The following is a 14112-nucleotide window of genomic DNA, read 5'->3' as shown; positions in this document are numbered from 1 at the left end:
CGCTTGTTTAAATTAATTTAACACAACGTTATGATTTAGTTGAGAATTTGTTAAAGCTCTCTTAAACACCTGGTCCATAAAGTCAAAATACCTTTGCACATCTAATTTGTTAAGATGAGAAAAGTAAAGATTGTACTAGGATTATTGTTTTTGGGATTTGGAACACTGGCTTATGCGCAGACAACACAGGCTTCAATTGTGGGAAGAATTACCGGACTGGGCAGTACCGCTCAGGAAAAAGTGAAAGTAACCATTGTGAACGAGTCTACAGGGTTCAGGACGGAAACGGAAACCAATTCGAAAGGTGAGTATATTTTCAAAGAAATTCCTCTTGGCGGACCTTATACGGTGATCGTGAACGAGGAAAAGAAAGAAGGATATAACGTCAACTTCGGAGATCAGGTTACGGTAAACATGAGCTTAGGTGGTGACGAAAAGCAGATAGAAGAAGTCGTAGTCACCGGAAACCTTAAAAACAAGATCGGAAACCTTGGAGCAGCGACCGCGATTTCAGCGAAGAACATCAGCATGCTCCCGGTCAACGGAAGAAATTTCACCAATCTTACTGAATTGTCCCCATTAAGCGGAAAAGGCGGAAACCTGTCCGGACAGCTGGGATCTTCTACCAACTTTACGATCGACGGGATGACGGCGAAAAACCCGACTTCTGCAGGATCTACAACCAGCCGTAGCGGTGCACCGTTTTCTATCTCGATAGAAGCAGTTCGTGAATTTAAGATTACTACTAACCAATATGATGTAACCCTGGGAAGAAGCGGTGGTGGAACGGTAAGTGCCGTTACCAAATCCGGTACAAATAAATTCTCGGGAAGTGCATGGGAATATCTGAGAACAAACTGGCTTTCCAGCCCGTATGACATCAGAGGGAACAAAAGAGAGAATGATTTCTCTACATCTCAGTTCGGTTTTTCATTGGGAGGGCCAATTATTAAAAACAAATTACATTTCTTCGTTGCATGGGATCACCAGTTAGATTCAAGGCCGTTGCAAATTGCAGATATCAAATCTACAGATGATGAAAAAAGATTTAATACAACCACGCAGACGCTAAACCAGTTTCTGGATATTGCAAGATCAAAATACGGGGTAGGAAATTCGCCACAGTTCGGAAGCTTTGACAAAGTAAGAAATTCAGATGCAGGATTCCTTCGTCTGGACTGGCAGATCAACGAAAAAAACCTATTGACATTAAGAAATAATTTCACGTACGATCTGAATAAAAACGGATTGGCAGATAATACCGCGATCAATTTCTTTGAGTCTTACGGGAATGATAAAAACCTTGACAACAGCTTACTTTTGACGTTGAGAACAAACGTTAAGCCGAATATCACGAACGAATTAAAAGCACAATATTTATACACGTTTCAGGACAGTTATCAGAACAATCAATTAGGAAAACCGGTGCCAAGAGCAGTGGTAGAAGGTGTTACATCCAGTGTTGGAGCCACCAATATCCAGATTGGAGGACATCGTTTCGGTCAGGAAGGTTTCAGAAATAATGTATTTCAGATTGTAGATAATTTATACTACAACACGGATAAAATTAAATATACTTTTGGGGTAGACCTGATGTATACCAGATCAAAATCTGTCTACGGAAGTGAAGTAAACGGAAGATTCCAGTTTCAGGGTATGAAGAATTTTGAAGATCTTAAGCCTTACAGATTCTACAGAGAAGTACCTTTGATGGATGATCCATCTGTAAGATCCAGTATCTGGAATGCAGGATTATATGGGCAGATTCAGACCAAAATAGCAACAGGCCTTGATTTTATGGCCGGATTAAGATTCGATTACGGAGGATATCCGAAAGCTGAATTCAATCAGAAGCTTTTTGATGAAATGGGCATCAGAACAGATAATCAGATTAAATCATTTGTGATCCAGCCGAGATTTCAGTTTGACTGGAATATCAATGAAGGCAACAAAGATTTCTTAAAATTTGGTGCGGGAATCTTCTCTTCTGACATCAACAACTATATGGTGATCAATAACCTTGTTTTTGACGGAAAGCATCTGGCAACAGTAGATGTGAATCCTGGTAATGTTGGTCTGACTCCTAATTTCCCAGGATATAGAGATGACTACGGAAGCGTACCGTCACTTTCACAGTATCAGATCCCGACTATCAATTATACCGGAAAAGATGCGAAAATTCCAATCGTTTATAAAGCGAATATCTCTTATACCCACTTCTTTAATGAAAGATTCAGAGCGGGAATTGCAGGATACATGGCATTGGGAAGAAACAATTATTTTTACTACGACAGAAATATGAAGGCTAATCCGGCTTTCAACTTAGCCAACGAAGGTGGAAGAGGCGTATATGTACCTGAATCTACGATCATCAATAATGCAAATAACAGTGTAAGTATCGACTGGAAAGAAGGAAGAATCAATAAAAAATTCGGAAGAGTGCTTGAGCTTGTGAGTGATGGTAAAGTGAACCAGTACTCATTCGTGGTGGATACCAGCTACCGTTACTGGAAAGATGGAGAGATCACGGCAAGTTATACCTGGTCTGATATCAAAGACAATACCTCATACAACGGAAACGTAGCGAATTCGGCGACACTTTCCACTCCAGTTCAGGGTGATCCGAGAGATTTAAGAATGAGCTATTCTGACAACCAGTTCCGAAATAAAATAGTGCTTTACGGAAACTCGCCTACTATTGCAGGATTTACGCTGGGAGTAAGGTACTCCGGAATTGGAGGAACCCGTTTCTCAGTAACGGCAGGTGGAAATATCAACGGTGACTTTGTAGATTCCAACGACCTTGCGTACATCTTCCCGGAAATCATTACCCAACCGCTTCTTAATGATCCTGAAGTAGGACAAGCTTTGAAAGATTATGTGGAAAAATATAACAATGCTATAGCAGAACGTAACGGTGGTAAAAACGCATTCTACGGAGTTTGGGATGTACGTGTTGCTAAAAAAATCAAGTTTGATAAAATCGGAGCCTTTGAACTTTCTGTTGATATTTTCAACCTGGCCAACCTTCTGAATAAAGAATGGGGCGTTAATAAGTCTTATGGAAATACAGCCTTATACAGAGTTACAAAATTCAACCAGGCAACCAAGCAGTTTGAATACACTAAAAATACCAGCGGTTTAGCACCTCTTTCCGGGAATCCTTACCAGATTCAGATCGGTGCTAAATACAGTTTTTAATAGGTAAACACTACCTTTATCAAACGTTTTTAAGATTTTTATCTAATTATCTAAATTGTATTATGAAAAATTTTATCTTAGGGTTAGCAGTTTTAAGTACAGTCCTAATGAAGGCACAAACCCAGATTATCGCGCACAGAGGCTATTTCCAGGCACAGCCGCCTACCACGGAAAATTCTATTCAATCTTTAGAGAATGCCCAGAAATTAAAAATATACGGATCGGAATTTGACGTAAGAATGACCAAAGACGGCGTTCTGGTGATCAACCACGATGAGCATCATGGTGAAAAAGAGATCTCTGAAACTTCTTTCAAAGAACTGGAAGCATTGAAACTTTCCAATGGTGAGAAATTCCCTACGCTGAAAGATTATCTGAAGCAGGGTAAAAAAGATGCCTCTTTAAAACTGATCGTTGAGATCAAGCCAGCCAAAACTCCTGAACTGGAAAATGAGATCACTCAGAAGACTCTTAAAATGATTAAGGAAATGAAACTGGAAGGGCAGAGTGAGTATATTTCTTTCAGCTTAAATATCTGCAAAGAGATCAAAAAGCTGGAGCCGAAATTCAAAGTACAGTATCTGAACGGAGAACTGTCTCCTGAGCAGATCAAAAAAGAAGGTCTTGACGGTATGGACTATCATTACAGCGTTTTTCAGAAAAATCCAACATGGATTACTGATGCAAAAGCTTTAGGTCTTATCACGAACTCATGGACAGTCAATGATCCGGCAGTATACGAACAGTTGAAAAATCAAGGGATTGGCTTTGTGACTACAAATATTCCTGATCAGCTGAAAAATAAATAACAGTTTTTGTTACTGAAATGAATAGCCTGTCTCTTTTTGGAGGCAGGTTTTTTGTTTTTTACACCTCTAAATCACCCCGTCAAAAATTCATTGAATTTCCGCAGATGTTTATGCATTTTGTTGGTTATCGCAAAGACGCAAGTTTTTTTTCTAATTTGAATACTTTAAGACGCAAGGATTCTATCTTCGATAAAATTGAATACCCCTGTCATTGCGAGGAGCACAGCGACGAAGCAATCTCATCATCACCCTGAAAATCTTTGATTTTCCTGCGCCTTAAAAACGTGTTTAAATAAAGTTTTGCGCTTTTGCGGTATCCCATTTTTTTCCAACATTGTTTACATAAAAAATCTTTGATTTTTAAGTGCTTATATGAACTTTTTATGCGCAAATCATTTAGATTTCAAATAACATAAGTGTTAAAAAGCTTTTGTCTCTTTTGTGGTTAAAAAAACTTCGGAATCTAATACCTCTATTAAAATTGTATTAAATGTCTATTCTTCGGGTCTTGTCAAAATGTTCTTTCGTAAATTTGTCCTAAGAAAGAAAAATATTATGAATATAAACGGAAAAAATGCCATCGTAACAGGTGGTGGAAGAGGGCTTGGAAAGGCGGTTGCGTTAGCTTTAGCCAATGAAGGAGTACATGTGGCCGTTACTGGTAGAAATGAAGAAAACCTTAAAAATACAGTCGAAGAGATCAAAGCACTTGGGGTAAACTCTGCATATGCGGTTTTCAGTATTGATAATGAATCTGAAGTGAAAGCGGGAATCGAATCTCTTGCTCAGCAATTGGGAAGCGTAGATATTTTGGTGAATAATGCAGGAATCGGAGATTTTGGAAGCATTGAAGAAATGTCTTCTGAAACCTGGGAACAGGTTATTAAAACCAACTTATTTGGAGTGTATTATGCTTCCAAGGCTGTTTATCCTTTTCTGAAAGCAAATGGTGAAGGAGATATTGTTAACGTAGCTTCTACAGCCGGCCTTAAAGGCGGCCCGAATATGTCAGCCTATGCAGCTTCTAAAGCAGCGGTAGTTTCATTATCCCAATCGATGATGGCAGAATGGAGAAAGCAGAATATCCGTGTTATCACATTGACGCCAAGTACCATCGCTTCGGATATGAGCATCCAGGGAGGGCTTACCGACGGCAATCCGGATAAAGTACTTCAGCCGGAAGATTTCGCAGAATGGGTAAGAGATATTTTAAAAATGAACAGAAGAGCATTGATTGCCAACGGTTCCATTTTCTCTACAAATCCATAAAGCAAATTGATCGTTAATAATTACAAGTTGATTTAATTTAAGCAATAAAATATTCAATAGAAGCGGGCTTTAGCCCGCTTTTTTATTTATACAGACCTGTCCGGCTTTAGCCAAAATATAAAACAGATGCCCTGCTGGGTGTCAACGTCTCTTTGATCTTAAAAAGTTACCCGGTTCATCAAAACTTTCCATCTCTGCGATTAAAGCGAATATGATTATTCTCAAAATAAACCATACTCATAGCACTTCAATTTTTTTAACCGTAATAACATTCTTATTTTTGCACCAAATTACTTACGCAATGCAAAATTATTTAGAATTCAATTTCAAGATTTCTCCATTACAGCCATGGAACGAGATATTAATGGCAGAGCTTATCGAAATAGGTTTTGACAGCTTTACAGAAGAAATCGATGGAATTTTAGGATATATTCAGAAAGAACTTTTTAAAGAAGAAGAACTTAAGGCGCTTCCGCTTTTTGAAAATGAAAATGTAGAGATCACTTATTCGTTTGAAGAAATGCCGAATATCAACTGGAATGAAGAATGGGAAAAGAACTTTTCACCCATCAATATTGACGATAAAGTACTCATCAGAGCAGAATTCCATGAGTCGGTAGCGGGGATGCATGAAATTATCATTCAGCCTAAAATGTCTTTCGGAACAGGACATCACCCAACGACACACCTGATGATTCAACAGATGATGGATATTGATTTCAATGGTAAAAAAGTCCTTGATATGGGATGTGGAACTTCTGTATTGGCTATTTACGCAAAACAGCAGGGTGCCGGAGAGGTAAAAGCTATTGATATTGACGAATGGTCGGTAGAAAACTCAAAAGAAAATGCCGCAAGAAATGGTGTTGAGCTGGATATTGAACTGGGAACTGCAGAAAACTTAGGAAAAGAAAATTTTGATATTATTCTGGCAAACATCAATAGAAATATCCTGATCTCTGATATTCCTACCTATGTTGGTGTAATGAATGAAGGCGGTAAATTACTCCTTTCCGGGCTGTGTTTCTTTGATGTAGATGATATCCTTGAAGTATGTAAAGAAAGTGGTCTTGAGCTTAAGAAAAAGCTTCAGCGTGAAGAATGGGTAAGCTTGTTGTTGGAGAAATAATGAAACAAAATACGAATATGAAATCTTTACTGACCGTTTTATGTCTGCTATTCCTGCAGCTTTTTTCAGCACAGGAAGAAAATATGATTTATGCTGACGGCGTTTTTAGCTTTGAGGAAAATAAGCCTCAGAAAGTTTTTACAGACTGGACCAGAGTAAGAAAAGAACCCAATGTAAAATCGCAGGTTACGGATTCGCTGCAGACGAATCAGCAGGTGATGATTCTTAAAAAAGAAGAAGAAGCTGTCCTGAGACTAGGGGAGAGAGGTGCGAACTGGTACAAGGTTTCTTATCAGAAAGGAGATGCCATTTCCGAAGGTTATATCTGGGGAGGAAATCTTTGCGTAGGTTTTCGCAACAAAAACGGTTACGACTTCCTTTTTGGGCTTTCTAAAACGGTAGACAGAAAAAGCAAAGAATACAACGGAGTTGAAAAGCAGAATATCGCCGGCATCAAAATGATGGAAGGAAATACATTGATTGATGAGGTGTATTTTGATACAGGAAGAGGAGAAGAACTGAGCTATGGAACATTTACCATTGAAAGCGGGCACAAGCTGCAGAATGTGGAATTAACCCTTAAGGCAATAGTTTCCGGTGAAGCCTGCGGAATTGCTAGCTATAGCCAGTATGTATTTTTTAGAAATAAAAAATTGGTAGCTCTGCCTCAGCTGACGAATGTTGGGGATGCCGATGTGTATTATCATACGGAAGAATTTGTTTTCCCTAATGACAAAGGTGGAATCTCTAATGCCTTTATCTTTAAAACGGAGGAAATGGAAAAAGACGATAATGACAGGGAAAAGAAAAAGCATTCCTCCAAAACATATCTTTGGAACGGAAGTTCTTATCAACTGAAATAAGCTTTTAACTTAAAATAAATATAACCGCTGTATCAATTACAGTGGTTTTTTTATGTTTTGAATAAATGAACTACGAATGCAATTTTGTTGTTGAATAGAAAATACAGAAGGTGGAGCTGATATCTAACCCTGATTACCTCTTTTAAAGGGGTGAAATTAGCGTAAACTTAATCTTTTGGATGTATATGTGGTTTTATGCTAAATGAGCCCGATAAAAGGACATAATGCCTGCGTGATTCTTTGAGCGCGAAAGGATGATTCGAACCTGAGACCGTCCCGATTAAAAATCGGGATGCTCTATCGAGGTTTGTCTTTATTGAGTTATTAGGTAACAAAAAAGCCTCACAATAAAATTGTAAGGCCTAAGTGAGCGCGTCAGGATTCGAACCTGAGACCGTCCCGATTAAAAATCGGGATGCTCTATCGAGGTTTGTCTTTATTGAGTTATTAGGTAACAAAAAAGCCTCACAATAAAATTGTAAGGCTTAAGTGAGCGCGTCAGGATTCGAACCTGAGACCGTCCCGATTAAAAATCGGGACGCTCTATCGAGGTTTGTCTTTATTGAGTTATTAGGTAACAAAAAAGCCTTGCTTAGAAGGCAGATGCTCTATCCAGCTGAGCTACGCACCCATTAAATAATTTTGAAAAAATTACTAAAACTGTCGGGGCGGCAGGATTCGAACCTGCGACCTCCTGGTCCCAAACCAGGCGCGATGACCGGACTACGCTACGCCCCGATTATTAGGTCATCTAGACGAATTTTACTTCGTTTTTGCGAGTGCAAAGATAGAAAATTATTTTGAATAAAAAAGACTATTTGTGAAAATTATTTAATAATTATTTGGTGCACCATCACAGTCACAGATTATAAAAGAGACCATTTCCTTGTGTCTGAAAATATTAGATCTTAAATATCAGTGTTTTATAAATAAGTGTTTTCTCAATTTTAAATTTCATCAGGAATGAAAATAAAAATAAAAAAAACCTCCGGAATTTATCCGAAGGTTTATTATTGCTGGAAAAACTGCAATGTAAAATTTAATTTATTTTTTTATAAATTTTACATTTTCTGTTTTCTTGTCGCTTTTGAAAGTAATGAAATACGTTCCTTTTGTCAATTCAGCTACACGGATTTTCTGATCTTCAAGAGCTCCGGATTTTACGATTTGACCCACTGCGTTGTAAATTTCATACTTAGTATTATTAGCTACGTTCGTAACGTTTAGAACATCACTTACAGGATTTGGATAAACACCTGCTGTGTTTTTATCTTTTGTCACTTCGCTTGTAGACAATGCTCCTAATACTTTAAATTGTTTTTGCTGTGAAGTAGTGAAGTCATATCCACCCAATACAATGTTTCCTGCAGAATTTTTAACTCTGTAGAAACCTTCGTACTCATAGATACCGTCACCTTCAGAATCATTGATCGTGAAAGTATAACAGTCATTTACGGGCAATACCCAGTTTTGAGTCATTACTGCCGGAAGAGGCGTACTTGAAGTTGGGTTTGGAACGTCAGTATAAGGACCACCGCTGTAAACTACGGCACCTGCGCTGTTTTTTAAGTCCCATGTAGTTTCAGACCCCCAGTAGTCAAGCTGTAATTCAAATGTAAAGTTGGTATTAGATACAGGGATTGTATTCCCAAGAACTACAGAAGAAGAATCATTGCTGGCTCTTTGATCGGCAACTCCGTTTACAGAGGTGATTTTAGCAGAAACCGTTCCTGATCCCGCTCCTGAAGGAATGCTGATGATTGCATATTTATCCTGAGCTAAGTTTCCTGTCCAGTTAACAGTCTGCTGAGCGCCTCCGTTTACAGAATAGGTAATCACTGCAGATGTAAGGGCACTTGTTCCTCTGTTGTATATGGAGAACTGAGCGGTAATAGGTGCAGGAGTGTCAGCACACGATGTATCAAAGCAGTTTCTTTCTCCTTTTAGTTCTGCATCGTTGGCAAATAAAGGAATAGCAATATCTGCTGTAGATGTTTTCAGTTCCATTCTTCTTGGAGAATTGTTCATTACAGCTACCATTCTGTCCTTTTGGTTAATGGTGAAGATGTTCATACATGTATCGTAGGTATAATCCATATAGTTTTCGAACATTTCATCAGGAGTACCACAGGTATTGGATTTAGGGTGCGCAGGGCATCCTCCGTTGGACGTTCTGTGTGTCGGAGTATCTGCAACGTAATCGGTACCACAGTTCGCATCTCCCCAAATGTGTCTCAGACCCAGAAAGTGCCCCACCTCGTGAGTCATTGTTCTTCCTTTGTCATATGGTGCAGCTAATAAAAATGTTCCGTCATTATAAGTGCTGCTACCGAAAGTAGCATAGTTAGCGACTACACCGTCTGTATAAGCATAACCTCCATTTGTGTTCAATCCGGGTAAAGTGGAATTGGAAGGAAACTGTGCGTAACCAAGAAGATCAGCATCAGAGAAGTTTACACTCCACATGTTCATATATTTTGTAGGATCCCAGATCGTCACCGGCTTTACGTAGCTGTCAATCGCTGCCGTAGACCATGAAAGCTGACAAAGATTAACACGGTCTACTCCGTTGGTAGGATTTCCTTTAGGATCTACTTTTGCCAAAGCAAACTGTATCATGGTATCTGCGCCTACAGGGCTGGTGTTGGCTCCGGGAGTTCCGGCCAGTTTTCTATAGTCATTATTCATTACAGTGATCTGAGACTGAACCTGTGAATCTGTAATGTTGGGTGCTGTACCTAATGCCTGCCCACTGTGGATAACGTGTACTACAACAGGAATTGTAATAATTCCGCCGTTTTGAGACTTGTTAGCCTGTGCGTTGGCAATTAATGGCCCAATCCAGTCTTCAAACTGTTGCTCAGTCATTCTTTTCGGATCTTTTTGCTGTAGCATAGCTTCATATTCTGTAGAAGCACATCTCACAAACCCATTTGTTTTTCTAAGCTCTTCAAGGGAATAGACTTTTCCAAAAACAATCTTATCTTTAGGATCGTTTTTCTGTCCAAATACCAAACAGAAGAGTGTTAAAAAAAGTAAAAACGGTAATTTAAAAGTAGTTTTACCTTTCATGTGTATATAATTTAATTAATTTTACAAATATATTTATTTTTACTAATAATTTTCGGTAAAATCTAAAAAACAATGAAAATGAATTATAAATTGTTAATTGCATTAATTCCCCTTGTTTTGTCTAATATGAATTGTACTTCTCAACAAAAAGGAAGTTCGGATACCATTACATCAAATGGCGTACAGAAAAAATCCAGGATTCAAAAGATTGAAATCACGGAGCAGACCAGAGGTACAAACAGGATCATTACATTTACTCCAGGCTCCAGAAGCACATCTGTAAACGGAAATGTTTCGGCAGATGTTTTGTCTGCTTCAGCTTGGGAAAGTATTGTAAAACAGGCTGAACTGATCGATCTGGATAAAATAGCTTCATTAAAGTCTCCTTCAGAAGGAAGGTTTGGAGACCGGGCTTTCGCTTCCACTCTATTGATTACAGCTGATGATAAGATATACGAATCATCAACTTTCGATTCCGGCGCTCCACCAAAAGAACTGGAAAGCCTTTACGGAGAACTTTTCAAGGAGATAAAAGGCAGACAGAAATTTTCGAAGTAAAATTTAGAAAATAGATTGTCGCTCTTTGGTGTTTTAGAACCGGAGAGCGATTTTTATTATTTAAACCCCTTTCTTCCTTACAAATAAGTAAAAACTCACGGCAGCAAAAATAAATACGGCGGCTATATTGCAGTAATCCAGCCGTTCAAAAGAAATATTTTCGTACATTAAATTTCCGAAAAGTTTAGAACCTTCCGTATACACCAGAAAATCTGAAAACTTTTTCTCATTCATAAGCCCTGAAAAAATAAGCATAAACATGCTGAAGCCTATCGGATAAATAAAATTTTTGAATACCAGACTCAGAGTGAGTTGTATCATAGCGATGGCAGAAAGTGTGATAGAAAATTTCAGAAAAACATAGAATACCACCTCTCTGAAATCATAATTCTGAAACCCAAGCTCCGGGAAAATAACACTCAGGAAATAACCACTCAGAAGAAAAACCAGGTAAGTTAAAATCATCGAAAACCCAACCGTTATCAGGATAAACAATACTTTTGAAACAAATATTTTTGATTTTGAAACCGGTATGGTAAACAGAATCTTATAATTATTATTTCTGTATTCTACGTCACAACAGGCATGTACGAATAGAGAAACCAAAATAGGATAGAGCATATAAAGAAATAATGACACCGTCTTTCCCAATACCATTTTCCATGGATTTACTGTTCCCACTTCGATACCTTCGGTGAGGAGCCCGTAGACATAATAAAGGTCAAAAGCTATAATAATAAGAGCGGGAAGCAGCAATATCCCGAATATTTCCCTGTTCTTGGAAAGTTTGTACTGCTCGGAAGAAAAGGCTTTATAGAAAGTATTAGTCATGGTTTTTAGAAATTAGGTTAATGAAGATCTGTTCAAGATTCGTGCTCTGAGATTCTATATCGTAGATCTCAATTCCGTTGTCAATCGCTGTCTTTAAAAGTAAATTAAACTTTTCGTCATCGTTCGCCCTTACCGAAATCTTATTGGGACTGTTTACTGAGACAGGAAAAGATTCCTGCAGGACAGAAATAGCTTTTTCGGTATTGTTTACTCTCAGAACCACGTCTTTTTCCACCTGGCTCAGAAGTTCATTCTTCGTCCCCTGGAAAACCATCTTCCCACCTTCAATAATTCCGATGTGTGTAGCCGTTTTCTCCAATTCGCTCAGGATATGACTCGACAGGAAAATAGTTTTGCCCTGCTCGTTCAGATGCTGGAAAAGCTTTCTCATTTCAAAAATTCCCTGAGGGTCCAGACCGTTCAGAGGCTCATCCAGAATCAGCAGTTTGGGGTCATGAAATATTGCCATTGCAATTCCCAATCGCTGTTTCATACCCATCGATAGGGCGCTGGCTTTCTTTTTCTTTTCCTTGTGAAGATCTACCAGTTCCAGAACTTCGTCAATTCTTTTACTTCCCTTTCCGTAGATAATATCCAGATATTTTAAATTTTCAAAAACCGTCAGCTTCGTATAAAAACAAGGCGATTCTATCAGGTTTCCTGTTGAGGCGAGAATTTCTGTGCGGTTTTGTTTTAAACTCTTATTCTGAATAAATATTTTATCACCGGTTTCCTCCAGAAGTCCCAGAAGCAGCTTTATCGTCGTCGATTTTCCGGCTCCGTTTCTTCCCAGGTAGCCATAGATGCTTCCTTCCGGAACGTTCAGGCTGATGTTATTTAAAATAACTTTAGAACCTATGGTATAACTCAGGTCTTTAGTAGTGATGCTTTCCATTATTTCTTGATGGGTGTTAAAACAGTATTGATGTCTATATAAAAGATTCCGTCAAAAGAGCGGCTCCAGTTCTTTTTCATGTCTGTTTTCTGGTTGATGGTCGATACAAATTCTTTCTTCAGGAATGAGCTTTCCGGAATATTTCTCAGGTTAAGAAAGAAATACGGAGTTTTTGTCCTGTGAAATACATTTTCAATGGCATATTTTCCAGGCTTGTCAGAAATGCTTCCATTGTTATTTTGTTGGGCATATGAAGAAAAATCAATAATATAGGCTGAGTTTCCATATTGATTACGGATATAGGCACCTAAGGGGAGATAGTCTTTATTGTATCTTTCCGCAAAAGAGTGAATATTCGCGCACCATACGATGACCTTTTTATCCTTATAAACAGAATCAATCTGATACATAAGATTCTTAGCCATCAGTGAATCCCTAAAATGCATGCTCGGCATAGATCCTGGCTTATATTTCCAATTCTTGGTCAAATTATCCTTTATATCCCGAAAATATCGGGCGTATACTATATTTTCAGGTGTTTTTTCCAGTTTTAAAACAGCCTGTTCAAGTCTGGTAAGTTCCTGTAGAAATTCATTCTTTTGATTTCCTTTTAAAACCTTGTTGATGTATCTTTTATAAATAAAATTATTAAGCTCATCAGTACGTTTGTTGAGAATGGGGAAGGTCTTAATATCGATGTTATTGCGGCTTAAAAAATCTTTTAATAGCTTTCCACGCTTGAATGCCAGTACACCTCCCGAAAATTGAATATCAAAACCTCCCAGTTCAATAGGGTTAGCAGTTGTTTTGGTTTTTTGATAATACTGTATCAGTGGCTGGCTTTCTTTAGCACCCCACCAGTATCCGAAAAGCCCCAGACCTCCGATGGAATCTGCAGAAGTTTTAAGTTTATGATGCTTCATTTCTTCGTTCAAGATCCAGGTGTCGTACTGTCCCGCTTCGTAAAGCACAACATTATAGTTCATATTTTCATGAAGATATTTGATAAGTCGGCTTTTAGCCTCAGAAGTCGATCCGTCAATATGGGTGTTTTCCCCGAGTATTAAAATTTTATTATCCTTTAGAATAGAATCAAATATTTTCAGATCGCTGTTGTCACGGGATTCCATAGAAATACTTTTCAAAGGATGTTTGTAACGCTGGATTTCAGAGAGCTGTTCTTTGGTGTCTTTCTCAGGAATTTCCTGGTATATGATTTTGTTCAGGACAAAAATGGCGATAACGGAAATGATAAAACTGTAAAGTATTTTTTTCATTCATTAAAATTTACAGGTTGATAAATTTTCTATGGTTTTCTTTGATTGGTGTTATTTTATTAAGTAATGTTACTCTTCTGTGTGAATTATTTATGAGAATGACGAAAATAGTGCCGGTGAATAGAGTAGTGACGAATTGTCATTTTGGGAGTTTGGATTGAATACAGTGGAATCAATTTGGAGATTTTAGGAGCAAATTTGCCAGTCT

At 38.2% G+C, this 14112-nt stretch carries 10 protein-coding genes and 2 tRNA genes; 6 read left to right on the top strand and 6 right to left on the bottom strand.

The features are described 5' to 3' along the window. The first annotated feature begins 114 nt into the window (after nt 1–114). From IW22_RS16120 to IW22_RS16100, 5 genes are all read left to right on the top strand, one after another. Nucleotides 115–3201, top strand: a complete 3087-nt coding sequence (locus IW22_RS16120; protein ID WP_034728403.1) for a TonB-dependent receptor — start codon at nt 115–117, stop codon at nt 3199–3201. A 62-nt stretch (nt 3202–3263) separates the two neighbouring features. After that, complete coding sequence (locus IW22_RS16115) at nt 3264–4010, top strand: glycerophosphodiester phosphodiesterase family protein (RefSeq protein ID WP_034728401.1); 747 nt, start codon at nt 3264–3266, stop codon at nt 4008–4010. Nucleotides 4011–4565: 555 nt separating this feature from the next. Next, nucleotides 4566–5279, top strand: a complete 714-nt coding sequence (locus tag IW22_RS16110; protein ID WP_034728399.1) for a 3-ketoacyl-ACP reductase — start codon at nt 4566–4568, stop codon at nt 5277–5279. A gap of 301 nt (nt 5280–5580) precedes the next feature. Further along, nucleotides 5581–6408, top strand: a complete 828-nt coding sequence (gene prmA / locus IW22_RS16105) for a 50S ribosomal protein L11 methyltransferase (protein WP_034728397.1) — start codon at nt 5581–5583, stop codon at nt 6406–6408. 17 nt (nt 6409–6425) lie between these two features. Continuing rightward, entirely contained in the window at nt 6426–7271 is an 846-nt protein-coding gene (locus IW22_RS16100; RefSeq protein ID WP_034728689.1) for an SH3 domain-containing protein, read from the top strand. A gap of 490 nt (nt 7272–7761) precedes the next feature. Here IW22_RS16100 and IW22_RS24440 read toward each other — a convergent pair. The 3 genes from IW22_RS24440 to IW22_RS23745 all read right to left on the bottom strand — a co-directional run bounded on the left by IW22_RS24440 (nt 7762) and on the right by IW22_RS23745 (nt 10343). Next, nucleotides 7762–7902, bottom strand: a tRNA-Lys gene (locus IW22_RS24440). Nucleotides 7903–7934: 32 nt separating this feature from the next. Further along, nucleotides 7935–8009: transfer RNA gene (locus IW22_RS16095), tRNA-Pro, on the bottom strand. A gap of 306 nt (nt 8010–8315) precedes the next feature. After that, nucleotides 8316–10343, bottom strand: coding sequence for a M43 family zinc metalloprotease (locus IW22_RS23745; RefSeq protein WP_051891273.1), 2028 nt, complete (start codon nt 10341–10343; stop codon nt 8316–8318). A gap of 78 nt (nt 10344–10421) precedes the next feature. On the opposite strand from IW22_RS23745, the gene IW22_RS23740 reads away from it, so the two are divergent. Continuing rightward, the gene (locus IW22_RS23740) at nt 10422–10901 is read left to right on the top strand and encodes a hypothetical protein (protein WP_131401749.1); all 480 of its coding nucleotides are present in this window, start codon (nt 10422–10424) and stop codon (nt 10899–10901) included. A gap of 60 nt (nt 10902–10961) precedes the next feature. Here IW22_RS23740 and IW22_RS16080 read toward each other — a convergent pair whose 3' ends face one another. The 3 genes from IW22_RS16080 to IW22_RS16070 are packed head-to-tail and all read right to left on the bottom strand — an operon-like array spanning nt 10962 to nt 13904. Beyond that, nucleotides 10962–11732, bottom strand: coding sequence for an ABC transporter permease (locus IW22_RS16080; RefSeq protein WP_034728395.1), 771 nt, complete (start codon nt 11730–11732; stop codon nt 10962–10964). Then, nucleotides 11725–12627, bottom strand: coding sequence for an ABC transporter ATP-binding protein (locus IW22_RS16075; RefSeq protein ID WP_034728393.1), 903 nt, complete (start codon nt 12625–12627; stop codon nt 11725–11727). Before IW22_RS16075 ends, IW22_RS16080 begins: the two co-directional genes overlap by 8 nt. Next, complete coding sequence (locus tag IW22_RS16070; protein ID WP_034728390.1) at nt 12627–13904, bottom strand: erythromycin esterase family protein; 1278 nt, start codon at nt 13902–13904, stop codon at nt 12627–12629. The genes IW22_RS16075 and IW22_RS16070 overlap by 1 nt, the downstream gene beginning before the upstream one ends. Between the last annotated feature and the right edge of the window lie 208 nt (nt 13905–14112).

It is taken from the genome of Chryseobacterium sp. JM1, assembly GCF_000737715.1.
In the GTDB taxonomy this organism is placed as follows: Bacteria; Bacteroidota; Bacteroidia; order Flavobacteriales; family Weeksellaceae; genus Chryseobacterium.
The sequence above is the reverse complement of the archived record's forward strand: the minus strand, read 5'-3'. Positions and strand labels throughout refer to the sequence as shown.